The sequence below is a fragment of the Paenibacillus sp. TSM33 genome, assembly GCF_056099025.1.
The window spans coordinates 34,628-58,773 of sequence record NZ_JBLZXB010000001.1; the positions used below are offsets into that span (position 1 = coordinate 34,628).

At 47.9% G+C, this 24,146-nt stretch carries 24 protein-coding genes; all 24 read left to right on the forward strand.

Annotation, left to right across the window (positions count from 1 at the left end; genetic code table 11):
* Positions 1-105: 105 nt before the first annotated feature.
* Positions 106-390 (forward strand): sporulation protein YabP, encoded by a 285-nt coding sequence (gene yabP, locus ACN6NF_RS00190; RefSeq protein WP_013368685.1) that lies wholly within the window; start codon positions 106-108, stop codon positions 388-390.
* On the forward strand, positions 387-965 hold the full coding sequence (gene yabQ, locus ACN6NF_RS00195) for a spore cortex biosynthesis protein YabQ (RefSeq protein ID WP_474314124.1): 579 nt from the start codon (positions 387-389) through the stop codon (positions 963-965). The genes yabP and yabQ overlap by 4 nt, the downstream gene beginning before the upstream one ends.
* A 4-nt stretch (positions 966-969) precedes the next feature.
* Positions 970-1,299 carry an FtsB family cell division protein gene (locus ACN6NF_RS00200; RefSeq protein WP_044646042.1) on the forward strand — a complete coding sequence of 110 codons (330 nt, stop codon included), beginning with the start codon at positions 970-972 and terminating at the stop codon, positions 1,297-1,299.
* Positions 1,300-1,422: 123 nt separating this feature from the next.
* Positions 1,423-1,938 carry a S1 domain-containing RNA-binding protein gene (locus ACN6NF_RS00205; protein WP_013368688.1) on the forward strand — a complete coding sequence of 172 codons (516 nt, stop codon included), beginning with the start codon at positions 1,423-1,425 and terminating at the stop codon, positions 1,936-1,938.
* Positions 1,939-2,442: 504 nt separating this feature from the next.
* Entirely contained in the window at positions 2,443-4,950 is a 2,508-nt protein-coding gene (gene spoIIE, locus ACN6NF_RS00210) for a stage II sporulation protein E (protein WP_474314126.1), read from the forward strand.
* 126 nt (positions 4,951-5,076) lie between these two features.
* Positions 5,077-5,826, forward strand: a complete 750-nt coding sequence (locus ACN6NF_RS00215) for a vWA domain-containing protein (RefSeq protein WP_142614733.1) — start codon at positions 5,077-5,079, stop codon at positions 5,824-5,826.
* Positions 5,810-6,748 (forward strand): protein kinase domain-containing protein, encoded by a 939-nt coding sequence (locus tag ACN6NF_RS00220; protein ID WP_474314173.1) that lies wholly within the window; start codon positions 5,810-5,812, stop codon positions 6,746-6,748. Before ACN6NF_RS00215 ends, ACN6NF_RS00220 begins: the two co-directional genes overlap by 17 nt.
* 66 nt (positions 6,749-6,814) lie before the next feature.
* The gene (gene tilS, locus ACN6NF_RS00225) at positions 6,815-8,263 is read left to right on the forward strand and encodes a tRNA lysidine(34) synthetase TilS (protein ID WP_474314127.1); all 1,449 of its coding nucleotides are present in this window, start codon (positions 6,815-6,817) and stop codon (positions 8,261-8,263) included.
* A gap of 47 nt (positions 8,264-8,310) precedes the next feature.
* Entirely contained in the window at positions 8,311-8,850 is a 540-nt protein-coding gene (gene hpt, locus ACN6NF_RS00230) for a hypoxanthine phosphoribosyltransferase (RefSeq protein ID WP_013368693.1), read from the forward strand.
* 97 nt (positions 8,851-8,947) lie between these two features.
* Positions 8,948-10,987, forward strand: coding sequence for an ATP-dependent zinc metalloprotease FtsH (ftsH, locus tag ACN6NF_RS00235; protein WP_474314129.1), 2,040 nt, complete (start codon positions 8,948-8,950; stop codon positions 10,985-10,987).
* A gap of 279 nt (positions 10,988-11,266) precedes the next feature.
* A complete protein-coding gene (nadB, locus tag ACN6NF_RS00240; protein WP_474314176.1) occupies positions 11,267-12,880 on the forward strand; it encodes an L-aspartate oxidase in 1,614 nt (537 codons plus the stop codon).
* Positions 12,870-13,760, forward strand: coding sequence for a carboxylating nicotinate-nucleotide diphosphorylase (gene nadC / locus ACN6NF_RS00245; RefSeq protein WP_250248135.1), 891 nt, complete (start codon positions 12,870-12,872; stop codon positions 13,758-13,760). The genes nadB and nadC overlap by 11 nt, the downstream gene beginning before the upstream one ends.
* Before the next feature lie 6 nt (positions 13,761-13,766).
* Positions 13,767-14,534 (forward strand): type III pantothenate kinase, encoded by a 768-nt coding sequence (locus ACN6NF_RS00250; RefSeq protein WP_153794136.1) that lies wholly within the window; start codon positions 13,767-13,769, stop codon positions 14,532-14,534.
* A 219-nt stretch (positions 14,535-14,753) separates the two neighbouring features.
* Complete coding sequence (gene hslO, locus ACN6NF_RS00255) at positions 14,754-15,638, forward strand: Hsp33 family molecular chaperone HslO (RefSeq protein ID WP_113050363.1); 885 nt, start codon at positions 14,754-14,756, stop codon at positions 15,636-15,638.
* Positions 15,639-15,658: 20 nt separating this feature from the next.
* Positions 15,659-16,603: a peptidyl-prolyl cis-trans isomerase gene (locus tag ACN6NF_RS00260; RefSeq protein WP_474314130.1), complete on the forward strand. Its 945-nt coding sequence runs from the start codon at positions 15,659-15,661 to the stop codon at positions 16,601-16,603.
* 238 nt (positions 16,604-16,841) lie between these two features.
* Positions 16,842-17,780 carry a cysteine synthase A gene (cysK, locus tag ACN6NF_RS00265; RefSeq protein WP_016818901.1) on the forward strand — a complete coding sequence of 313 codons (939 nt, stop codon included), beginning with the start codon at positions 16,842-16,844 and terminating at the stop codon, positions 17,778-17,780.
* Positions 17,781-17,907: 127 nt separating this feature from the next.
* A complete protein-coding gene (locus tag ACN6NF_RS00270) occupies positions 17,908-19,530 on the forward strand; it encodes an anthranilate synthase component I family protein (RefSeq protein ID WP_474314132.1) in 1,623 nt (540 codons plus the stop codon).
* Positions 19,531-19,535: 5 nt separating this feature from the next.
* Complete coding sequence (gene pabA, locus ACN6NF_RS00275) at positions 19,536-20,111, forward strand: aminodeoxychorismate/anthranilate synthase component II (protein WP_474314133.1); 576 nt, start codon at positions 19,536-19,538, stop codon at positions 20,109-20,111.
* A 3-nt stretch (positions 20,112-20,114) separates the two neighbouring features.
* Complete coding sequence (locus ACN6NF_RS00280; RefSeq protein WP_474314134.1) at positions 20,115-21,002, forward strand: aminotransferase class IV; 888 nt, start codon at positions 20,115-20,117, stop codon at positions 21,000-21,002.
* Positions 20,999-21,865 (forward strand): dihydropteroate synthase, encoded by an 867-nt coding sequence (folP, locus tag ACN6NF_RS00285; protein WP_474314137.1) that lies wholly within the window; start codon positions 20,999-21,001, stop codon positions 21,863-21,865. Before ACN6NF_RS00280 ends, folP begins: the two co-directional genes overlap by 4 nt.
* A 68-nt stretch (positions 21,866-21,933) precedes the next feature.
* Positions 21,934-22,296: a dihydroneopterin aldolase gene (gene folB / locus ACN6NF_RS00290; RefSeq protein ID WP_013368705.1), complete on the forward strand. Its 363-nt coding sequence runs from the start codon at positions 21,934-21,936 to the stop codon at positions 22,294-22,296.
* A gap of 9 nt (positions 22,297-22,305) precedes the next feature.
* A complete protein-coding gene (folK, locus tag ACN6NF_RS00295; protein WP_474314141.1) occupies positions 22,306-22,854 on the forward strand; it encodes a 2-amino-4-hydroxy-6-hydroxymethyldihydropteridine diphosphokinase in 549 nt (182 codons plus the stop codon).
* Positions 22,806-23,006 carry a helix-turn-helix domain-containing protein gene (locus tag ACN6NF_RS00300; RefSeq protein ID WP_031462560.1) on the forward strand — a complete coding sequence of 67 codons (201 nt, stop codon included), beginning with the start codon at positions 22,806-22,808 and terminating at the stop codon, positions 23,004-23,006. The genes folK and ACN6NF_RS00300 overlap by 49 nt, the downstream gene beginning before the upstream one ends.
* A 46-nt stretch (positions 23,007-23,052) precedes the next feature.
* On the forward strand, positions 23,053-24,078 hold the full coding sequence (gene dusB, locus ACN6NF_RS00305) for a tRNA dihydrouridine synthase DusB (RefSeq protein ID WP_474314144.1): 1,026 nt from the start codon (positions 23,053-23,055) through the stop codon (positions 24,076-24,078).
* Positions 24,079-24,146: the final 68 nt, after the last annotated feature.

The following is a 24,146-nucleotide window of genomic DNA, read 5'->3' on the forward strand; positions in this document are numbered from 1 at the left end:
TTTGGATGATGAGCTTTCATCTATTATATGCTCATGAATAGGCAAATCGGTTCTAAATCATGCCCACCCCTTCATAAGCTAAGAACAGAAGGAGGGGTACATGCCATGATTGAACAAGGGAAGTCCAAGCACCATGATCTGCGCATGCAAAGCCGTAAGCAGCTCGACATTTCAGGCGTCAGCAATGTGGAGAGCTTTGACAGTGAAGAGTTTTTGCTTCAGACCGAGCTGGGCCATCTCACCATTCGCGGACAACATTTACATATCAAAAACCTCAGTCTGGAAGAGGGGCTGCTGTCCATTGAAGGTCTGATTACTTCCCTCGTCTACCTAGAGCCTGGGGCCCCGGCCAAAAACGGAAAAAGCCTATTCGGCAAGCTCTTCAAATGAACCCTTACACACAATGGCTGACATTGACGTGGATGCTGTTGTCGGGCATAGCCATGGGAGTGGTATTTGACAGCTACCGGGTGCTGTCAATCCGCTTTCATTTTGCCCGTTGGAGTGTTCATATGTTGGACGTGCTGTATTGGGTGGCCTCGGCTTTGTTTATTTTCCGTGTGCTGTACGCGAGTAATCGCGGTGAGCTGCGGTTTTATGTCTTTTTAGGACTACTTTTGGGGGTTTGGCTCTATTTTTGGGCCTTTAGTGTTACAACCCAACGTTTTGTGGTAATGTTAATAGAGGTCGTTCGCAGACTGACGTTGATCGTAAACAGCATACTGCGCATCCTGATTGTTCTTCCGGTGTTAGCGCTGTATCGGCTGTTACGCAAGCTGGTCGGATGGACATGGGCACTTATTGTGTTCCTAGGAAGGATGCTGATATACATCCTGATGCCGGTCTGGAAGCCGATTCTTTGGTTGATCCGTCCGCTTATAGCGCGCTGGAAGACGCCAGATCCGCTGATAAAGCTGGGTATCAGACTGAAAAATACAGCAAAAAGATGGTTTGGAAGGGGGTAGTATCATGCGTAATTCGTCTGTAGATCGCCATTCATCTCCTACGTCCAAGTCCAATGCGGGCGGGCGCAGGCGAATCATGATTTGGTTGCTATCGCTTGCCGCCTTTGGTAGTTGGGCCATATTCACCTTTTTTTCTCAAGGCATGATCATGGCCGATCGAAGTGAACAGCTCACCCAGAAGGAAAAACAGAAGCAAGCTGCTACACAAACGGAACAACAGCTTCAAACCGAAGTGAATCGTCTCAAGGACCCTGAGTACATTGGAGAAATTGCTAGAAGCAAGTACGGTCTTTACAAGCCGGAAGAGACGCCAATCATCGGAGAACAAAAATAGAGGCATTATCGGGCCAATGCTTAGTTGACCTTGGTTCCGCCATTTTGTATAATCAAATCACCACAGCGGGATTTTTTTGCAAAAAAATCGGTTGTATATTTTAAGGGAGGATCATTTTATTCTATGGCAATTGAAGTGGGCACCAAGTTAGAGGGCAAAGTGACAGGCATCACGCATTTTGGAGCATTTGTGGATTTGTCTGGAGGTGTCACGGGTCTCGTTCACATCTCGGAAATCGCCGATAATTATGTTAAGGATGTTAACGACCACCTGAAGATTAATGATGTTGTGACGGTGAAAGTCATTAATGTTGACAAAGATGGCAAAATCGGACTTTCCATTAAGCAAACGATTGATAAGCCGGCAAGTGAAGCCCGTCCCCCAAGAGCTCCAAGACCGGAGCGTACAGGAGGACCAGGCGGAGGAGACCGTTTTGGCGGCGGAGGTTCAGGTCCAAGTCAGGGACGCGGTGGTGGTTTCAACCGCGATCGTGGAGGCCGTTCTTTCAAGCCTGCACCGGGTAAACCTTCATTTGAGGATAAAATGTCACGCTTCCTGAAAGATAGTGAGGAACGCATTTCGTCGCTGAAAAAGAACACCGAAGGTAAACGCGGAGGACGCGGCGCGAAGCGTGTTTAATTCACTTTGACAACCGTATCAACCATACACGGAAAACCGTACAGTCGAAAGACTGCTACGGTTTTTTTGCGTTCTACCGACAAGAGATGCGACAAGCCGTGGCACGGGCAATACAATTGGGCGGAGTTGTACGGGCACATTTTTAAGATTAGTAGTTTCATGAAGAAGAGAGGAAGCATCGTACTGCAATGTTGGATGTTTTTTTTGTCGTGTGGACATAATCGTCCGACAAACTCCAACGGTTTTCCGTCTATCTTCTGTGCAAATCGCTAGTCTGGGCATTAGGATGGACGACATAGAGAGGTCGTGCAAGGCGTAGAGAGATACAACTTCCATCTGCTTCCATACGGGCGTAGCTTGATGTACAGGGGATGCTCTGTCCTTTCGCGCGGAACTTTTTTTTGTCGGAAATTTCTTGGAATAAGACGTGAGGTTCTGACAAACTTTCTCAATCGTTCCGGTTTAAGATGGGAACATCAAATTGATGAATGGGGTGCCTGACGCATGATGGAGAAATGGAACGTGGTACATTTTCCGGGGTTAAAATCTAGAAAGTCCAAATCCAAAGAGCGTACGGAAGGTTGGCCTTCCAGACTCAAGAAACGGCTCGATTCACATAAAGTGGTGCAGTGGGTAACCGCGCAAAGATGGATGCTGCTATTGTCAGCTATGGGAGTTCTACTGGGACGCGCCACTATTTTGGACGAGCTTTCTCCTTTTGCCCTCGCTTATTTTGCAGTCATTACGTTCCTTCGGCGTGATCTGATGCTGCCTGTAGCTGTATCCGTTGTGCTAGGCAGCCTGTTAGCTCCTTACCCATCGTTATTCATGATTGGTGGTGAGCTAATCGTATTTTATCTCCTGTATCGCGGACTACGAACCTTCGATCGTCTGGAATTATCCTATGCCCCGCTTATGGTCTTCTTGTCTGTGTTTATGATCAATTTATTTAACGCCGTGATGGCTCCGGCTTTTACATGGTATGAGCTTGTCATTGTAGGGACGGATGCGGTGCTCAGTTTTATGCTTACATTGGTGTTCACACAGGCCATACCGCTGTTAACGTACCGCAAGAAGGCAAGCCAGCTCAAAAACGAAGAAATTTTGTGTCTGATTATTCTATTAGCCTCTGTGATGACGGGAGCAGTAGGATGGACCATTCATTCACTGTCTGTCGATCATGTGCTTTCACGATATTTGGTCTTGGTGTTTGCTTTGGTGGGAGGTGCTTCGCTGGGTGCTTCGGTCGGTGTGATTACCGGTTTAATTTTAAGCCTGGCCAATATGTCCGCAATTGTGCAGATGAGTCTACTTGCTTTTGCAGGTTTGCTGGCAGGAATGCTGCGTGAAGGGAGAAAAGGTGCAGTGGCCCTTGGTATGCTGTTGGGCTCTTCCATTTTGACGATCTATTTGGATGGGACTGGGGACGTGCTGACATCAACCTGGGAGAGCTGCGCGGCAATCCTATTATTTTTAATGACTCCAAAAAGTTTCTTTAAAGCGGTTTCTATCTATGTCCCTGGTACGCAGGATCACGCCAAGTCCCAGCATGAATATGCCAAAAGGGTTCGTGATCTCACTGCCGAGCGGGTGACGAAGTTTTCCCGTGTATTCAGCCAGCTATCTCGCAGCTTCCATCAGATATCTGCGAGTGAGGGGGCGAAGCCGGACGGAGAAATCGAACATTTTATGAATGCGGTGGCAGAGGGAACCTGTGCCTCTTGCTTTAAGTGCGAGCAGTGCTGGGACGGCAAGTTTATGCAAACCCATCAGTATATGACGGAAATGATGAGCGCCATTGAGGATAATCCTGATTTGGAGCCGGAGCAGATGCCGCCGCAATGGAGCAAGGCATGTGCCAAGACGGGCGCTGTCCTGCAGGTAATGAAACAGCAGTATAGTCTCTACCAGCATAATATGCAGTGGAAGCGCCAAGTATACGATAGTCGTCAGCTTGTTGCTGACCAGCTCTCAGGTGTATCGCAAATTATGGAGGATTTAGCGCGGGAAATTCAGCGGGAAGGGCAGACTATGCATCGGCAGGAGGAGCAAATCCGAGAGGCCCTTGATAGACTGGGCTTATCTATCCAATCGATTGAAATTATTAATCTGGATGCAGGTCAGGTTGAGATTGAGATTGTCCACGCCTATACAAGGGGATTTGATGAATGCCGGAAAATCATTGCTCCGCTGCTATCGGACATACTGGACGAGCATATAGCTGTCATGCGCGAAACGGCGGCAGATCGCCGCCAAGGCTTGGCTACAGTTATGTTCGGTTCTGCCAAAACATATGAGATCGCTACGGGAGTAGCTAGTGCCGCCAAAGGAGGCGATTTTTTCTCAGGAGACAGCTACAGCATGATGGAGCTCGGGAATGGGACTTTTGCAGTCTCTTTAAGCGATGGTATGGGGAACGGGGAACGTGCGCAGCAAGAGAGCAGTGCAGCACTGAATATTTTGGAGGAACTACTGCAGTCGGGTATGGACGAAAAATTGGCAATCAAGTCGGTTAACTCTGTCCTGATGCTCCGATCACCTGAGGAAATGTATGCTACGGTGGATATGGCGTTAATTGATCAGTACACGGCTCGGACAACCTTTATGAAGATTGGATCTACGCCAAGCTTTATTAAAAGAGGGGAGGAGGTCATTCCTGTATCTGCCAGCAATTTACCAATTGGTATTATACAGGATATCGAGGTTGATTTGGTGTCGCTGCAGCTCCAGCCGGGGGATATTCTCATTATGATTACAGACGGTATATACGATTCACCAGGTTATGCAGTTAATAAAGAAATATGGATGAAGCGCATGATTCAAGAGATTGAAAGTGAGGATCCACAGGAACTGGCTGACTGTTTGCTAGAACGGGTTATCCGATACCAACAAAATCAAATCTATGATGATATGACTGTAGTTGTTAGTAAAATAGATCACTTTCACCCCGAGTGGGCCACTCTCCATGTACCTGGCATGAGATGGTTGGAGCGTCCACGGACGGTGAGCTAGATCAACATTGCCCGGGAAATTCCTTATTCGGTTTTAAAAATCCGCATCCTTCGTTTGAATCGTTCCGGATTAGGCAAAGATAGAATCTATCGGAATAGATTAAGAGGAAGCGGAGGCCAATAAGCGATGAAGCAAATTTTGATCATTACAGATGGATGCTCTAACGTAGGGGTTAGCCCAGTGATGGCAGCTGCCCAAGCATTACGGGAGGGCATTACAGTGAACGTCGCTGGAGTCATAGACTACGGAACCATCGGCGAGCTTGGGAGCGCAGAGATTCAGGAAATAGCTAAAGCAGGAGGAGGGTTTAGCCAAATCGTTGGTACGAAGCAGTTAGCGCAAACCATGCAAATGATGACGCGCAAAACAGTGGTTCAAACGATTCAGCAGGCGGTTAATAGAGAGTTAACGCACATTTTGGGTGAGGGCGGCGCCCGGCATATTGGTGAACTGCCTCCGGCCAAACGAGCCCAGGTAGTTGAGGTAATGGATGAACTGACAGAAACAAGCCCTCTGGAAATTGCTTTACTCATTGATGCGAGTGCAAGCATGAAGCCCAAGTTGCCTGCTGTAGAGGATAGTATCCGCGATTTGATGCTCAGTTTACAGTCCAGAAGCGGACTCAGCCGTATATCTGTATTTCATTTTCCGGGTGGACGAATGGGAGAAGATGCGGTCATGGATATCGGGTGGACCTCTGAGCTTGATCAGATCAAATCGATATTCGGACGCTTGCGGATGAAAGGAGCGACACCGACAGGACCAGCCATTTTACAAGTGATTGATTATTACCGATATGTTACACTAGGGGAACAGAAAGATCTGGAAGAATCCTATGGCAAAGGAGAAGGGATGCTCGGTGACTACGTCGTCTGATCCCGTTCTTGCACCCGGAACGGTCATCAAGGGCAAGTGGAAGCGGAGTAGCTATGTCATCCAGCGCTTGCTGGGCCGGGGAGCGAACGGAACTGTATATTTGGTAAAAGAAGCACAGGCCGATCGGCAATTTGCTCTCAAAATGGGAAAGAATACGCTTGACCTGCAATCGGAGATTAATGTGCTGACCACATTACAGTCTCAAGGAACCCAGGCTGCTCTCCAGCGGAATGGAAATCCTTCCTTCTTGTTTGAGGTAGATGATGTAGTGTTACGCAATGGGGAGATTCCCTTTTATGTTATGCGATACGTTAAAGGAGATCCGCTTCATAAATTTGTGGCAGCCAAAGGGCCTGAGTGGTATGGTGTAGCTGGAACCGGCATACTGAATCGTCTGGCCGATCTCCATCAGGCAGGATGGGTGTTTGGCGACCTGAAGCCTCAAAATATATTGGTCAATGCCTATGGTGAGGCTGAGTTGATTGATTATGGTGGCGTGTCCCTTGCAGGTCGGAGTGTTAAACAATTTACAGAGTGGTACGACAGGGGATTCTGGAATGCTGGTAGCCGAAATGCTGACCCCCAGTATGATCTGTTTGCCTTCGCTCTTCTAACGATTCATATATTGGAGAGCGAATCGTTAAAGACGGCTGCGAGCAGGCTACCACAGCTACGTAATACGGCAGAATTGACAGTCATCATTCGTCGCAGCCGTGTATTACGTCCCTACGCCGAATGGCTGCTGGGTGCAGTACGTGGAGAATATTCCGATACTCGTGCAGCGGCCCGAGCTTGGTCGCGTCTGGCTTCCGCACATGTCAGGCAATCATCTGCCAAAAGAGGAAATCCTCGCTGGCTGGGATATGCTTTTACGGTATCGCTTTTGCTGCTTGCCGGAGCGCTTTGGATTGCGTTAAGGTAGCAGCATGACTTACATAAGATAACAGAGGATCATCATTTTTACGGTCGGGAGAAAAGAGGGTCGTGAATGGGAACAACAAAACCGACCGGTGTTGTACAGGAAGTACTCGCTTTGGCGCGAGAACATTCACTGTGGAGCCCCGGAGACCGCATTGTGGTTGCTGTATCCGGTGGACCGGATTCGGTGGCCCTTTTGCACATTTTACATGAAATATCCGTTATACATATGCCATTACAACTCGTCTGCGCTCATGTTCATCATGGCTTCAGGCCAGAAGAATCGGATGCGGAGGCTGAAGAGGTACGCAATATTGCCCGAAAGCTCAAGCTTCCATTTGAAATGATTCGGGTTGATGCACCCGCTTATATGAAGGAGAGCGGTAAGGGCCCACAGGAAGCAGCCCGTGACCTAAGGTACAGCTTTTTACATGATACGGCTATGAAGTGGGAGGCACAGCATATTGCTATGGCTCACCATGGCGATGATCAAGCGGAAACAGTCCTCTTGCACTTGCTGCGCGGTAGCGGACCGGCGGGTTTGGCGGGTATGCGTTTGGCACGTACCGAAAAAAATGTGCAACTCATTCGCCCGCTACTTCGTATGTACAAGGCTGACTTGATTGAGTTTTGTAACTTTTATGGTCTTTCCTATGTGACAGACAGCACTAATTTATCGTCCAAATACCGTCGTAATGCCATCCGCATGGATGTGCTTCCTTTTTTGGGGCAATATAATGAGCAACTGACACCGTCCCTGAACCGGCTGGCCGAAACGATGGCTGATGAAAATGATTTTATGGAGGCAGCTACACTGTCGGTATACGAGGAAATGGTGCATTTCAATAATGGCAGGTACATGTTTTCCATCGCATCATACCGTAAGCTATCCGTTGCTTTACAACGGAGGTTGATTAAACTAATATTAAATTATCTGCCTTCGGACAGTGAAAATTTCGATTTTCGTAAAATTGAGACCGTTAGACTAAGACTTCTCCAGGAGACATCTTCTACATGGAGCTTGGACTTGGGCGGCGGTGCGGTTGGAGTCCGCGAATATGACCAGGCGGTTTTGTTTGACCGTACGCAAGTCGTTATGGGTGAATGGAGCTATGGACTGAGCGTATTGCCTATTTCCGGTGAGCTTGAATTGCCTGAAGCGGGGGGTATACTCCGGTGGCGAAGAGCTTCCTATTCGGATGGACACCATCCGGCGAATGAGGAAGAAGTATGGTTCGACGCAGATGAATTGACTTTGCCGTTGACTGTACGTTCGCGATTACCTGGAGATACCATGTATGTAATGGGATTAAACGGAAGAAAAAAGGTTAAAGATATTTTTATTGATGAAAAAATACCTCCTTCAATGCGTTCCGTTATTCCCATCGTCTGCGACCATTCTGGAGCTGTTCTCTGGATTCCGGGCGTACGACGTTCTGTACATGCTGCGGTGCAAGAGCACACGTCTTCGGTTATATATATGTCATGGCAAAGACGAGAGAGTCCGGGGCACCGGTAATTGCGCAGGAACGGCTTTCATAGTATAAACTTAGGAGGTTTACACCGTTGCAAAATGATATTCAGGAAGTATTAATCAGTGAAGAAGAAATTCAGAGTAAAATCAAGGAATTGGGCGCACAGCTTAGCGTGAAATATGAAGGTAAAAATCCATTGGTGATTTGCGTGCTGAAGGGTGCGTTTATCTTTATGGCAGATTTGGTTAAATCCATTACGGTGCCGTTGGAACTTGATTTCATGGCTGTATCTAGTTATGGAGTATCCACCAAATCATCAGGCGTCGTTAAAATCATCAAAGATTTGGACGCTTCAGTAGAAGGACGCGATGTTCTAATTGTCGAAGATATTATCGACAGTGGTCTGACGCTGACACATTTGATTGAATTGCTCAAGAATCGTAATGCCAATTCGGTATGTGTCGTAACTTTGTTCGACAAGCCTGCACGCCGGACCGTTAATCTTGAAGCTGATTACACTGGATTTACACTTCCGGATGCGTTTGTTGTCGGCTATGGTCTGGACTATGCCGAGCACTACCGGAACCTCCCATACATAGGGATTTTGAAGCCGGAAATCTACACCAGCTAATCTCAGCCTCCAGTCCTAGGACTAAATAGGGTCCTTTGTTGAGAAGGGCTTACAGGCTATGGTAAAATAACTTAAGTGTCTCGAGAGGAGGTAGGGGATGAATCGGTTCATCCGGAATTCTGGTTTTTATTTGATTCTTTTTTTAGTTGTGGTGGGTATCGTTCAGTTTGTTAGCAACAGTAACGAAGCCTCCGATCTCCCTAGATATGACCAATTACGGCAAGAGGTTAAAGCTAATAACATCTCTAAAGTAACGGTCCAATTTGACGGTTACGCCTATCTTGTAACCGGTGCATATAAGAAGCAGCCGGCTAATGCTAAATCAACCAATTTTTCCGTATACGTTCCGCCAACGGATCAAGCACTAAGTGAACTGGTGAATGCCAGCGAAACGAACGGGTTTGAATACGTACAGAAGAAAATGGAAGGCGAAAGCATTTGGCTGACATTTTTGACTTCTATCATTCCTTTGGTGATCATGTTCCTGTTGTTCTTCTTCCTGTTTAATCAGGCACAGGGCGGTGGCGGCAAAGTAATGAACTTCGGCAAGAGCAAAGCCCGTCTGTATAACGAAGAGAAGAAAAAAGTTACCTTCGAAGACGTAGCGGGGGCTGACGAAGAGAAGCAGGAGCTTGTCGAAGTCGTAGAATTCTTGAAGGACCCACGCAAGTTCGCAGCTGTGGGCGCTCGTATTCCAAAAGGTGTTCTGTTAGTGGGCCCTCCAGGTACGGGTAAAACACTCTTGGCGAGAGCTGTTGCAGGCGAGGCCGGAGTGCCGTTTTTCAGCATCTCGGGTTCTGATTTTGTAGAAATGTTCGTCGGGGTCGGTGCTTCTCGTGTTCGCGACTTGTTCGAGAATGCAAAGAAGAATGCACCGTGTATCATTTTCATTGATGAGATTGACGCTGTTGGACGTCAACGTGGCGCCGGATTGGGTGGCGGACATGATGAACGTGAGCAAACGCTCAACCAATTGCTCGTAGAAATGGATGGATTCGGCGCAAACGAAGGCATCATCATCGTTGCTGCTACTAACCGTCCGGATATTCTAGATCCGGCCTTGCTTCGTCCAGGGCGTTTTGACCGTCAAATTACGGTTGACCGTCCAGATGTTAAAGGTCGTGAGGCAGTATTACATGTACATGCACGCAACAAACCATTAACGAAGGATGTTAAATTGGACGTCATTGCGAAACGTACAACAGGCTTTACAGGCGCTGATCTGGAAAATCTGTTGAACGAAGCTGCCTTGCTGGCGGCTCGTCGCAACCGCAGAGATATTTCGATGCGAGAAGTAGACGAAGCGATTGACCGCGTTATCGTGGGTACTGAAAAACGCAGCCGCGTAATCAGTGACCGCGAGAAACGAATTGTTGCTTATCATGAAGCAGGGCATACGATTATCGGTTACTTCCTGGAGAATGCCGATATGGTTCACAAGGTTACTATTATTCCACGTGGACGTGCAGGTGGATATGTCATCATGCTTCCAAAGGAAGACCGCATGCTGACAACCAAGCAGGAATTGCTGGACAAAATCACTGGATTGTTGGGTGGACGTGTCTCCGAGGAGCTGTTTATTGGTGAGATCGGAACAGGGGCTTATAGTGACTTCCAGCAAGCGACAAGCATTGCGCGTAGCATGATCGTGGAATACGGTATGAGTGAGAAGCTCGGCCCGATGCAGTTCGGAACTTCCCAAGGTCAAGTGTTCCTTGGACGTGATATCGGTCATGAGCAGAACTACAGTGATCAGATCGCTTATCAGATTGACCAGGAGATGAATCGCTTCATCACTGACTCTTATGAGCGTGCTAGAGAACTCTTGACGAAGTATTCCAAAGAGGTTCATTTGATCGCTCAAACCTTGTTGGAAGAAGAAACTCTGGAACTTGAACAAATCAAGCGTTTGATCGAGACAGGTTCTTTGAACGGCAATACGAATGAGGGAGAAGGAACACCGGAAAGCGGTGAGCCTGTGATCGACAACATCGGTGATGTTCGTGTACGTATTCAAGGTAAGGATGACGAGCCTAAGAATACAACGGATCAACCGAACGATATCCCTAATCTGCAAAAACCAGAGGATGATAACAATTCAGGCAATTCAGGCGGCACTCCACCGACAACAACCTGATCATCTGATGGATAGTTGAATAAGCATATATGTAAGCTTCGGGAAACCATCTCTATTGGTTTTCCGGAGCTTTTTTAGATATGGAAGATTATTGCTAACGTGATTTGACAGACACAGGAACGTTGTGTACATTTATTGTTAAATAAACGGCTGTCGCCTTCCTAGCTTAAAAGGCCAACAGCCGCTGCAATCGACTTACTATCATTTTGAACATATTCCGTGAGCGCATACTGTACAATCTATGGTGTGCGCTATTCTTCTGTGAAATCAGGTGAAGGCATGATTCCAAGATATTTAGTTGATTTTGATGTAGCGGAATTGACCCAATACGAAGCCGATGTCTTAATCATCGGCTCCGGCATTGCGGGCTTATATACGGCGAATAAGGCTGCGGAGAATCGGAAAGTGTTGCTGATTACCAAGAAAACTTTAATGGAAAGCAACACACGTTATGCTCAAGGCGGCATTGCTGCTGTCACATCGGACCAGGATACACCGGCTTATCATATGCAAGACACTCTGATTGCTGGTGCAGGTCTGTGTGAACCCGAGGCGGTCAGAGCGCTTGTTCATGAAGGCCCAGAAGGTATTAAAGAGTTAATACGATTGGGGACAGCCTTTGACCGTGTGGATGGTGAACTAGCGCTAACCCGAGAGGGGGCGCATAGTCATCGTCGCATTTTGCATGCAAATGGAGATGCCACCGGTTATGAAATCGTGCGTGCCTTGTCACAGCAAGTTGTCGCCCATCCTGGTATTGAGGTGTGGGAAGAGTGCATGGTCATTGACCTGCTGACTGAGCATGGTGAGTGTATTGGGGCCCTCGTCCAAATGCCAGATGGAGAAAGGTCGTATATCACTGCAAATGCAACAATTTTGTGCTCAGGAGGCAGCGGTCAATTATACCGTTATACAACCAACCCGGATATCGCAACTGGGGACGGTATTGCTATGGCATATCGTGCTGGGGCGGTTGTACGGGATATGGAGTTCGTACAGTTTCATCCTACGGCGTTGTGCCATCCGGGCGCTCCAAGGTTTCTAATTTCCGAAGCCGTACGGGGAGAAGGTGCAGTGTTACGCAACATTCATGGAGAACGCTTCATGGACAAGTATGATTCCCGGCAGGAGCTTGCACCCAGAGATATCGTAGCTCGTGCGATCATCCATGAGATGGAACGCACTCAGGCTACGTTTGTATACCTGGATATTACACACGAGCCGCCTGAGCGGGTAAAGCAACGCTTTCCAACGATTTATCGGACATGTCTGTCATATGATTTGGATATAACGACAGGCTGGATTCCCATTGCTCCTGCTGCCCATTATATGATGGGGGGGATCCAGACCAGTCTATACGGGGAAAGCTCCATTAGGCGTTTGTTCGCCTGTGGTGAGGCTTCTTCCACAGGCGTGCACGGTGCTAATCGTCTGGCGAGCAATTCGTTATCTGAAGCGATTGTGTTCGCCAGCAGGATTATCGAGCGGCTGCATTCATTGCCACCGCTGGTCGGCCATAGCTTGATATCTTACAGTGATAACCGTGCAGAGTTTCAGGCTTCATCCCTCGTGGAACAGCGGCATAGGCTGCAAGAAACGATGGTTCACTATGCTGGAGTTCGTCGGCATAGTGAAGGGCTACAAGCAGCTCTAAAAGAGCTGCACGGGCTAGTGCCTGCTTTTCAGGCTGTGATCACCAGCCGGGAAGAGATCGAATTCGCCAATTTGCTCACCTGTGCTTTATTAGTGGCAGATGGTGCGTTGCTGCGTGAGGAGAGCCGGGGGGCACACTATCGTGAGGACTTCCCTGAGACAGATGATCGCGTCTGGCGTAAGCATATCCAGCAGCGACGTGAGCAAGGCATAACGGAGGAGAGCGTTCATGACATCTAACAGCGAGCTTTATGGAGAGTTTAGCGGATATCAGGAAGAACTAACGGCACAAATTCGCAGCTGGCTGCGAGAAGATACAGGTTCCGGCGATGTGACCACACGCTGGACGATTGAGCCGGGCCATCAATCCAAGGCCGTCATTCATGCCAAGGAGAGCGGCGTGATTGCGGGTTTACCCGTCGCTGCACTTGTATTTCGAATAGTGGACCCTTCTTTGTCGTTCACTCCGTTGGTGACCGATGGCCAGTGGATTGAAAAGGGAAGCGTTTTGGCAGAAGTGAATGGAAGTACCCACGCGATTTTGACCGGGGAGCGATTGGCGTTAAATTTACTCCAACGGATGTCCGGTATTGCAACACGAACGCAGACTTTTATAGATCAATTGCACGGACTTTCCACGCGCTTGGTGGACACACGTAAAACAACACCAGGACATCGACTGTTGGAGAAGTATGCTGTGCGTGTAGGCGGCGGCTCGAATCATCGCTTTGGTCTGTACGATGCTGTTATGATTAAGGATAATCATATCAAGGGCGCAGGCGGGATTGCGCAGGCGGTGAGCCGAGCACGCGCGCACATACCGCATACAATGACGATTGAAGTAGAGGCGGAAAACATGACGCAAGTCCAGGAAGCCCTGGAAGCTGGGGCTGATATTATTATGCTGGATAACATGTCCGTCCCAGATATGAAGGAAGCCGTTCGCTTCATTCGTGAACAGGCCCCACACGTCAAAACAGAAGCCTCAGGCAATGTATCGCTGGATACAGTACGTGAGATGGCTGAGAGCGGCGTAGATGTGATTTCTGTAGGCAGGCTGACATACTCTTTTCATAACCTGGATATCAGCCTTGACCTTAACGCTAAGAAAGATAGGTGACACCGATTGATTCTTGTAGTGGATGTAGGTAATACCAATATTGTTCTGGGGATGTATGAAGGGCGCGAGCTGTTGCACCACTACCGGATCAGCACCTCCAGACAGGCAACCGCGGATGAATACGGCGTACTCATACATAATCTTTTTAGTATGGGCGGCGTATTAAAGGATGACATTCAGGGAGTTATTATTTCCTCTGTCGTTCCGCCGTTGGTCCGTGTATTAGAGGAAATGTGCGATAAATATATAGGCAAAACGCCGTTAATCGTCGGACCGGGAATCAAGACCGGTCTTAACCTGCGTTACGAGAATCCGCGTGAAGTAGGTGCGGATCGGATCGTGAACGCTGTTGCAGCTGTAGAACGGTACGGCGGACCTCTCGTTGTGGTGGATTTTGGAACGGCGACGACGTTTGATTGTATTGACGATAAGGGAAACTATCTGGGTGGAGTCATTGTGCCGGGTATCGGCATTTCGACGGAAGCACTGTATCAACGGGCTTCCAAACTCCCTCGTATCGAGTTGGAGAAACCCAAAAAGGTTATTGGTCGGAATACAGTCCACGCCATGCAAGCTGGGATTATTTTCGGTTATGCTGGACAAGTGGATGGGATTGTGAGGCGCATTAAGGAAGAAATGCAGGCAGAACCTACGGTTATTGCTACCGGAGGTCTTGCAGAGCTAATCGCATCAGAGACAGAGAGCATTCAGAAAGTGTTGCCGATGTTGACGCTCGAAGGATTACGCATTATTTACCAACGTAACGCCGAATAAAAAGTGGATATAGGCTGCCGCTGAGCCAAGCCGATGATTTTATCGGTTTGGATTAGCGGCGTTTTTCGTCTATACTGAAAGATGTTACGTTTTTGAACAATTCGAGTGATCTGTCGATGCAGGTTGTTTATATAGTAGGAAATGATGCTTCAAGGATGAGGAAATACTAACGAAAATAAGCAGCATGACTGCCTTGGATAATAGGGGGAGGATATCAATATGGAAAATAAGCAGGATCGAATTATTCGTGGTACAGCCATGGATGGAAGGGTTAGAGCTTTTGCTGTTCGGACAACTCAATTGGTAGAGGAATTGCGGAGAAGACATGATACTTATCCTACGGCAACTGCTGCTTTGGGACGAACCCTCACAGCAGGCGCAATTATGGGGTCAATGCTAAAAGGCAACGAACGATTAACCATTCAAGTCAAAGGCGATGGGCCGATTGGGCAAATCGTCGTTGATGCTAATGCTGTAGGGGAAGTACGAGGTTATGTTACTGAACCACATGTGCATTTGCCTAGCAATAGTATGGGAAAACTGGATGTAGCAGGTGCCGTAGGTACAGAGGGATTCATCCATATCATCAAGGATCTGGGGTTAAAAGAACCGTATCGCGGTAGTATCCCGATTATTTCTGGTGAATTAGGTGAGGATTTTACCTATTATTTTGCTAAATCCGAGCAGACTCCGTCAGCGGTTGGTTTGGGCGTGCTGGTAGATACGGATAATTCCGTCATTGTGGCCGGCGGGTTTATTATTCAGTTGCTTCCAGGCCTGAATGATGATGAGATTACTGCTATCGAAAATGCAGTCGGCTCCATTCCACCTGTTACGGCTCTGCTGGATCAAGGGCTGGAGCTTGACGAAATGCTGCGTTGGATGCTGCCGGACGTTCGAGTTCTTGATGAAATGGATATCCATTTTCAATGTGAGTGCTCACGCGAGCGCGTAGAGAAAACATTGATCAGTCTGGGAGAAAGTGAATTGAAGCAATTGATTGAGGAAGAAGGACAGGCTGAGGTCGTGTGTCACTTTTGTAATGAGGCTTATCAGTTTAATAAGGATGAATTGCAAAATCTGTTAGATCAAGCCAAGGCCTAACCGGATGGGCGGTGCAAGCGATGACTACACGGGAAAAAGGATTATGGACAGCTGTCATTATTCTGACCGTTAGCGTCGCCGCCTTGGGTGGTCTTATCATGCTTCGGGGGCTGTTAAAGCCGGGTGATGTAAGCAAGGATGACGGGGATCATACTGTGGCGGAGATGGGTCAGGAAGGCATATCGGAGGAACAGTGGGTAGCGGAACTGAAAAAGCGATATGGAACGAATACGCTGTTGCAAATGTTGAATCGTAAAGCCGTGCAGGCTGAAACCAAGCGTCTCGGTATTAAGATCACCCAAGAGGATTTACAGCAGGTGCTGGAGCAGGATAGTAAAGGGTACGACTCAGAACACGCCTACTTTGAGGAAATGAAGCGACAATTTGGCTTAGATCCGGTTGACTTACGGAATGAAGCGGAGTACCGGATTGGCTTGGAGAAAATAGCCACACAAGGTATTCAGGTTGAGGAAACGGCAATTGACGAGTATTGGGAACAACACGCCGAGGAATTTGCCATCGGTAAGCAGATCAAGCTGGCAACTCTTTATGTGGCTAAGGTAGAGGAAGCAGAGTTGTTGCTGGATCGGGTCAAGCAAGGAGAGAGTTTCGACACCCTGCTTGGGGAGCATTCCGGTAACCTTTCCGGTGAGGATCACAGCGGACAGCTGGGATGGGTGGATGAATATGACCCATACCAACCGGAGGCGGTCATGAAGGCGGCGAGGGAACTAAGCTCCGGGGACGTTGCAGGTCCCATTTCCGTTAACGATGGCTATGCGGTCATTTATGTTCAGGATATCAGGCTAAAGGATTCTCCCGATAAGCAGCAGATACGTCAGCAAATCCGCCGCTCTCTTGCGCTGGCACAAGCCGCTCCTTTGGAAGAGGTCGAAAAGAGTCTGCGTGATAAATATGGAGCTCGTATTTTATCTGGGAAAGAGGTACCTTCCGTTTCTCTGTAGCATAGTAAAAGAAGCTTGCTTGGAAGGAAACAGGTGCGGATAACGCGGGTAAACAGCATTGTGGCTTATTTACTTGTATTGACATTGGAATTGAAGATTGTTATGATTAGCGTATAAAACCAACTATTTTTATCGGAAATTAAATGAACGGCATAAAACTAAAAATGATTTAACTAGAATCATCACAATATGTTTTCGCAATTTTTAATATATCATCTACAGTCAGGGAGGAATTATCATGGCTAAAGTTGTTAATAACATCACCGACCTTATCGGGGAGACTCCCCTCGTTCGCCTCAACCGGATCGTACCGGAAGATAGCGCCGAAATTTATTTGAAACTGGAATATCAGAACCCGGGCTCCAGTGTAAAAGATCGTATTGCGATTAGTATGGTGGAAGAAGCTGAGCGTGAAGGTCTGCTTAAGCCGGGCGGTACTATTATTGAAGCAACTAGCGGTAACACAGGAATCGGCTTGGCTATGGTTGCTGCTGCGAAGGGGTATAAAGCAGTAATTGTTATGCCAGAAACAATGAGTATAGAGCGTCGTAATTTGTTGCGTGCTTATGGAGCCGAGCTTGTATTAACACCTGGCTCTGAAGGTATGAACGGATCTGTTAAGAAAATGGAAGAGCTATTGAGCGAAAACCCGGATTATTTCGCTGCCGAGCAGTTCAAGAACAAAGCTAATATCAAAATTCACCGTGAAACGACGGGTCCTGAGATCGTAGAAGCGATTCGTTCCATTGGCGGTACTCTGGACGCTTTTATAGCAGGTATAGGGACTGGTGGAACTATTTCCGGTGCTGGAGAAGTGCTTAAAAAAGAATTCCCTGATATTAAAATCGTGGCTGTAGAGCCTGCTTCTTCCCCATTGCTAGCAGGTGGCAAGCCAGGACCTCACAAAATTCAAGGGCTGGGTGCCAACTTTATTCCTGAAATTCTAAACCGCGATATCTATGATGAAATTTTTCATGTAGAAAACGATGAAGCTTTCGAGGTAGCGCGTAGAGTGGCCAAGGAAGAGGGCATTTTGTCCGGTATTTCATCTGGCGCGGCTGTTCACGCGGCCTTGAAGCTTGCTAAGCAATTGGGCAAGGGTAAGCGGATTGTCGTCATTATTCCAAGTAATGGCGAACGTTACCTAAGCACACCACTATACAATTTCGAGCTGTAATTATGTCGTAATTGTGTATACTATACGTAAGGAAACCCTCATTTCCCTGTAACCGGGGGATGAGGGTTTCTTTGTAACGAGAAGAATGCAGACTTTTGGCAAAGTAAGGAAGGGGTAGCACACACAGATGAAATGGACAGCTAGAGTGACGGAGGCGCAGTGGCAAACTTGGCAGAAGGAAGGCTGGAGTATGCTTCCCTATATTGCTAAGTACCCATTGCCCGGAGGTGGATTACCTTCATCGTGGCGGAGGGCTTGGGAGGATTCGGCGCCATATGCTTTCTTGCTGGAGAGCGCTAAAGGTGGAAGATATACGTATCTGGCCTTGAATCCGGTTGCTATATTGGAAGGCAAGGGGGAACAAGCAGTTTGGACTGATTTGCAAAGCGGGGAGCATGGTGCTATACATGGACAACCTTTGACAGTCATGAACGATTGGATCACCCCTTACCGTGCGCCACGTGTACCTGGCATGCCTTTTTTCTCTGGAGGATTTGCAGGCTACCTGGGCTACGATGTAGCTCGCTCGTTAGAGCGTTTGCCAACTCAAGCTGCAGACGATACGGGTATACCTGATTATGTGTGGATGCGGGTGAATGAGCTATGGATTTATGATCACGAAACATCATGCCTATATTGTGCTGTTCATATGCCCAATCCTGCCCATTCCGGTAACCTCAGTAGTCAGACTGATTTGGCGAATGAGGTTATGTTGAATGAGACCACATCGATACTTGGCAAGCTTTATGCGGAAGCTGTCCAACGTGCAGAACGCATGCTGATTCAGTGGAAGACCATCATACAAGCGGGAGAGACTGATCCAGCTTATCCTCTTCGTTGCGCTCGGTTGTCCGAAAAAGGATTAGAGGCTGATCATCAAGAATCTGAAGGCTGGAAAACGGCATTCAGTCAACAAGATTTTGAACATGCCGTGAAACGTGTACAGGAATATATTGCTCAAGGGGATGTGTTTCAGGTTAACTTGTCGATCCGTCAGCAACGTACGCTTGCAGCCCTTCCTGAGAATATATATGAATGGCTTCGCTTGCTGAATCCTTCCCCTTATATGGGGATGCTGCGTATGCCAGATTTACGGATCGTCAGTGGCTCACCGGAACTGCTGGTGAAACTGGAGGATGGACGTGTGAGCGCCCGACCTATTGCAGGTACGAGAAGAAGGGGGTTAACACCGGATGAAGACGCCGCTATGGCTGCAGAGCTTCTATCCAGTGAAAAAGAACGCGCCGAGCATATTATGCTCGTCGATCTGGAGCGTAACGATATCGGACGGATTGCTGAATATGGATCGGTGCATGTTCCTGAATTGCTGACTGTCGAATATTATTCGCACGTTATGCATCTGGTTTCTCAGGTTGAGGGGAAGTTAGCCTCGGGTCGTACAGCTATAGACGTAATTGCTGCTACCTTTCCAGGTGGAACCATTACCGGAGCTCCTAAGGTGCGCACGATGGAAATTATTGAAGAATTAGAGCCCGTCCGTCGGGGTCCTTATACGGGGTCCCTTGGATGGATTGACTATAATGGTAATATGGAATTAAATATTATAATAAGAACACTAGCTGTAAAGGGGAACACTGCTTATTTACAGACAGGTGCGGGTATTGTCATTGATTCAGACCCGTACAGGGAATATCGGGAGTGTCGGAACAAGGCCAGAGCTGTCATGAAGGCGGTACAATGTGGGGAAGAAGAAGCCGCTTTGAGCAGGAGCGGTATCACAGGAGGGTGAGTCTAATGATTTTGGTGATTGATAATTATGATTCATTTACGTACAATCTTGTTCAATATCTGGGTGAACTTGGCGAAGAAGTAACCGTAAAACGGAATGATGAGATTGATGTGAAAGGCATAGAAGAGCTGGCACCAGATCATATATTGATCTCGCCAGGTCCATGCACGCCGAATGAGGCGGGAATATCGCTGGATGTAATCAGCCATTTTAAAGGCCAGATTCCGATTTTTGGCGTGTGTCTCGGTCACCAGGCCATCGGACAGGCTTTTGGCGGTAAGGTTATCCGGGCTGATCGGCTCATGCATGGCAAAACATCACCGATTCTCCATCACAATACCTCGGTATTTGAAGGCTTGCCCTCTCCGTTTACAGCTACCCGATATCATTCATTGCTGGTAGAGCGCGAGAGCCTGCCTGAATGTCTAGAGATTACTGCTGAAACCGCAGAGGGTGAAATTATGGGTTTGCGGCATGAAGAATTTGCCGTAGAAGGAGTCCAGTTCCATCCCGAATCCATTATTACGGACTACGGGCATCAACTGTTGCGCAATTTCCTAAAACGCAAGGTAGGCGTCTGATTTATGAGATATATCGGAGTTAATGGCGTCCTCACGGAAGCCGCAAGAGCCGTGATCCACGTAAGTGATCACGGCTTTTTATACGGAATGGGCTTGTTTGAAACATTCCGCACTTATAAGGGTGTTCCATTTTTGCTGGATCGGCATCTACGCCGACTGGAGGAAGGCTGCCGCATGCTGGGTATTCCTTTTCAACCGGATAAGAAGCAGCTTACGAAACACATCCAGCATCTGATGGTGGCAAATGGGCTGGATGAAGCCTATATCCGCTACACCGTATCGGCGGGTGAAGAGGCACTGGGCTTGCCAACCGGTGACTACACGCGGCCCAACCATATTTTGTTCGCCAAGCCGCTGCCCTCTACAAATACACAAACCGGGCAATCCTCTGCGCTTCAGTTGCTGCGAACCTCCAGAAACACTCCGGAGGGGGAGGTTCGATTAAAATCGCTCCATTATATGAATAATATTCTTGCGAAGCGGGAACTTCAGCAGTATACCGAGGCTCTCCATTATAAGGCTGAGGGAATAATGCTTACGGCCAACGGTTTTCTGGCAGAGGGAATAGTTAGCAATCTGTTTTTTGTGCGAAATAATAAGCTGTATACCCCTGACTTGTCTACTGGAATTTTGCCAGGCATTACACGTGAGTTCATTTTGGAGCTGGCGACCCTGCGAGGCATTCCATGTGAGCAAGGGCTATACCGTTGGGACGAGCTGAAACAGGCTGATGAAATTTTTATGACCAACTCTATACAAGAAATACGACCCGTGGATTTATTGTTGGAACCGGGAGGCGTAGCAAGTCATTTATCGGTGCCCTTGGCGAAGAACGAGTCCATAACAGCTTTGCTGTTGCATGATTATAGGCAGAAAGCAGGGATGAAGTGAATATACCAACTCTTTATGAACGCAGCTATCAAATGGGGGAGGCCGAGCTTACACTTGGACATTCTACCCAGATTATGGGCATTCTCAACGTGACCCCGGATTCATTTTCGGATGGAGGATTACATTATAATCCAGAGATTGCTGTTTTACATGCATTGAAGCTAGTGGAGGATGGAGCGAATATCATTGACATTGGCGGGGAGTCTACTCGTCCGGGTCATGAACCAGTAGGTGTGGAAGAGGAACTGGCTAGGGTCATTCCGGTCGTCCAGGCGATCCATCGGATTGCACCGCACATCCCATTGTCTGTGGATACTTACAAAGCCGAAGTAGCCAGACAGGCGCTTGAAGCAGGCGCACACATCATTAATGATGTGTGGGGGTTTAAGGCAGACCCCGATATGGCACGAGTAGCAGCAGAATTCGATTGTCCGGTCATCTTGATGCATAATCGTCACGACCGTAACTATACCGATTTGGTTTCTGATATGCTGTCCGATTTACAAGAAAGTATCCAATTAGCACTGAAAGCAGGGGTCCGTAAGGAGCAGATCATTTTAGACCCAGGCATCGGTTTTGCCAAAGATTATGATGAAAATATTCATGCCATGACTTCGCTTGATACATTGAGCCAGCTGGGGTTTCCGCTGTTATTGGCTACATCGCGCAAAAGATTTATCCGTACAGCACTGGATTTGCCTGTGGATGATGTAGTGGAGGGAACTGCGGCTACCGTGGCCTTTGGTATTGCCCAAGGATGCCAGATTGTGCGTGTACACGATGTGGCACAGATCAACCGTACCGTACGTATGTGTGATGCGATGGTGTATGGGGCTAAAAATCCACTGAGTTATGGTGGGTAAAGCCCGCTTCACGAATCCTTTATGTGGAACTTATATAGAAAAAATCAAAAAAAGGGGACTTACCAACGATGGATAAAATGAAATTGCATCGCATGGAGTATTACGGATATCACGGCGTTTTTCCCGAGGAGCGCAAGCTGGGACAGCGTTACTATATTGACTTGGAACTGGAGCTTGATCTGCGTGAAGCAGGGGAGCAGGATGCTTTGGACAAAACGGTTAATTATGCTGAGGTGCATTATACCGTGAAAGATATCGTAGAAAAGGAATCTTACCAATTGATTGAAGCTTTGGGCGAACGTATTGCATCTTCCCTACTGGACACTTATACTAGTGTCAATGCACTGACTGTCAAAGTGACGAAGCCGCATCCGCCGTTTGATATTCATTTTCAGGGTGTGACGGTTGAGCTTTATCGCGCAAGAAAGTAGGAACGATACATGAATGCACATTCGACCTCTGAGGGATCAGAGGCTTATATTGCTTTAGGGGCTAATTTGGGGGAGCGTGAGCATACCCTGTATGAAGCCATTACCGCACTGGACGAACATCCGGCGATACGAGTGCTGCGCTGCTCCAGTCTGTATGAAACAGAGCCTGTTGGATATCTGGATCAGCCTTCTTTTTTGAACATGACGGTAGCCGTATCAACAACACTTGCTCCAGAGGAGCTTTTGTTTTATATGCTGGAGGTGGAGAGTCGTCTGGGGAGGGTAAGACATATTCCTAACGGTCCACGAACCATTGACCTGGACTTGTTGTGGATGGAAGCGGCACAATTGGCTACGCCGGATTTGGAGCTTCCTCATCCTCGTATGCTGGAGCGTGCTTTTGTGCTGGTTCCCTTGGCTGACATTGTCCCGAACCAGGATTCGTCCGGTCTATACAGTATCGTGCATACTGCATTGAATTCTGTGGATGGAAAGGACGGCATACAGCTTTGGAAAACTTGCAGCTGGCGCAACGACTCCGCGCCTTTCGGAAGCTAAAAGGATTTACCCAGCAGGAGTTGGCAGAACGAACGGGCATATCTTTGACTGTATTAGGTGCTGTGGAGCGAGGTAATCGTACAGTAGACTCAGACATGCTGAACATCATTGCCCAAACGCTAGAGATTGAAGTCCGGGAATTGACGGAATGAAGATAAGTATACGATATATAAAGAAGGAGTAAAGGAGGGAACGGATATGCTGAAAATCGGCGACATTGAAATGAAAAACCAAGTCGTCCTGGCACCAATGGCAGGCGTGTGCAACCCTGCTTTTCGCTTGATCGCCAAGGAATTCGGTACAGGCTTGGTATGTGCAGAGATGGTTAGTGATAAGGCCATCATTCACGGCAACAAGCGTACACGCGAGATGCTGTTTGTAGATGAGCGCGAGAAGCCGCTTAGCTTGCAAATTTTCGGAGGCGACCGCAAATCTTTGGTGGAAGCAGCGAAAGTCGTAGACCAGGAGACGAATGCAGATATTATTGACATCAATATGGGCTGCCCGGTTCCCAAAGTGACCAAATGTGATGCAGGTGCTCGTTGGCTGCTCGATCCAAACAAGATTTATGAGATGGTATCCGCAGTAGTGGAATCGGTGAGCAAGCCGGTTACCGTGAAAATGCGTATCGGTTGGGATAGTGAGCATATTTACGCAGTAGAGAACGCTCGCGCTGTTGAACGTGCCGGAGGTCAGGCCGTCAGCGTACATGGCCGTACACGGGAGCAACTGTATACGGGGCATGCGAATTGGGATATTATAAAAGAAGTTAAAGAAGCAGTGTCCATTCCTGTCATTGGAAATGGTGATGTGGTAACACCGGAAGATGCCCGCCGAATGTTGGATTTGACCAATTGTGACGGCGTTATGATTGGACGCGGTGCGCTCGGGAATCCATGGATGCTGTACCGTACGATTGAGTATTTGCAGACGGGTAAGCTGTTGCCCGATCCATCACCAGAAGAAAAAATTCGTATTGCCATTTTGCATATGGACCGTCTGGTGGCGCTGAAAGGCGAAGCCGTAGCTGTTCGTGAAATGCGCAAGCATCTGGCTTGGTACCTCAAGGGGATTAAAGGTTCTGCACGCATTAAGGATGTAATTATGGAAGAAACAAAGCGCAACGATATGGTACGTATTTTGGAACAGTTTGTATCCCAATTGCACATGGTGGAAAGTGAAGGGCTTTCAACAGACGCTGCTTCTCCTACGACTGTTGCGTAATAAGGAAGCTGTTCCGGCTTGTGCACGCGATTGACTTTTCCAATTGCTTGCCCTATAATCGTTCAGTA